The sequence below is a fragment of the Belnapia arida genome (genome assembly GCF_016773205.1).
Lineage (GTDB): Bacteria > Pseudomonadota > Alphaproteobacteria > Acetobacterales > Acetobacteraceae > Belnapia > Belnapia arida.
The window spans coordinates 1-227 of the sequence record NZ_JAETWB010000238.1 but is presented as its reverse complement, the minus strand read 5'-3'; the positions used below and the strand labels follow the sequence as shown (position 1 = coordinate 227).

The following is a 227-nucleotide window of genomic DNA, read 5'->3' as shown; positions in this document are numbered from 1 at the left end:
ACCAGATCGCCCAGCGCCTCGCGTGCCAAGTGGGGCAGCCGGGCATCGTCGCCGTCGCGGACTACCGCGATCAGCTCGGTGAGCTTGCGTCCCTGCGCCGCCACGATGCCGTACTCGGCGAGGTGGGAGCGCAATGCATTGACGGTCTGAGTGCGCTGGCGCACCAGCATGTCGCGGACCTTGAGCTCCACCAGGCTCGCCTGCTGCGCCTCGGTCTTGGCCGGCAC

At 69.6% G+C, this 227-nt stretch carries 1 pseudogene; it reads right to left on the bottom strand.

Annotated elements, in window-relative coordinates:
- Window positions 1–227 (bottom strand): annotated as a pseudogene (locus JMJ56_RS33540) (IS110 family transposase); the annotation flags it as partial.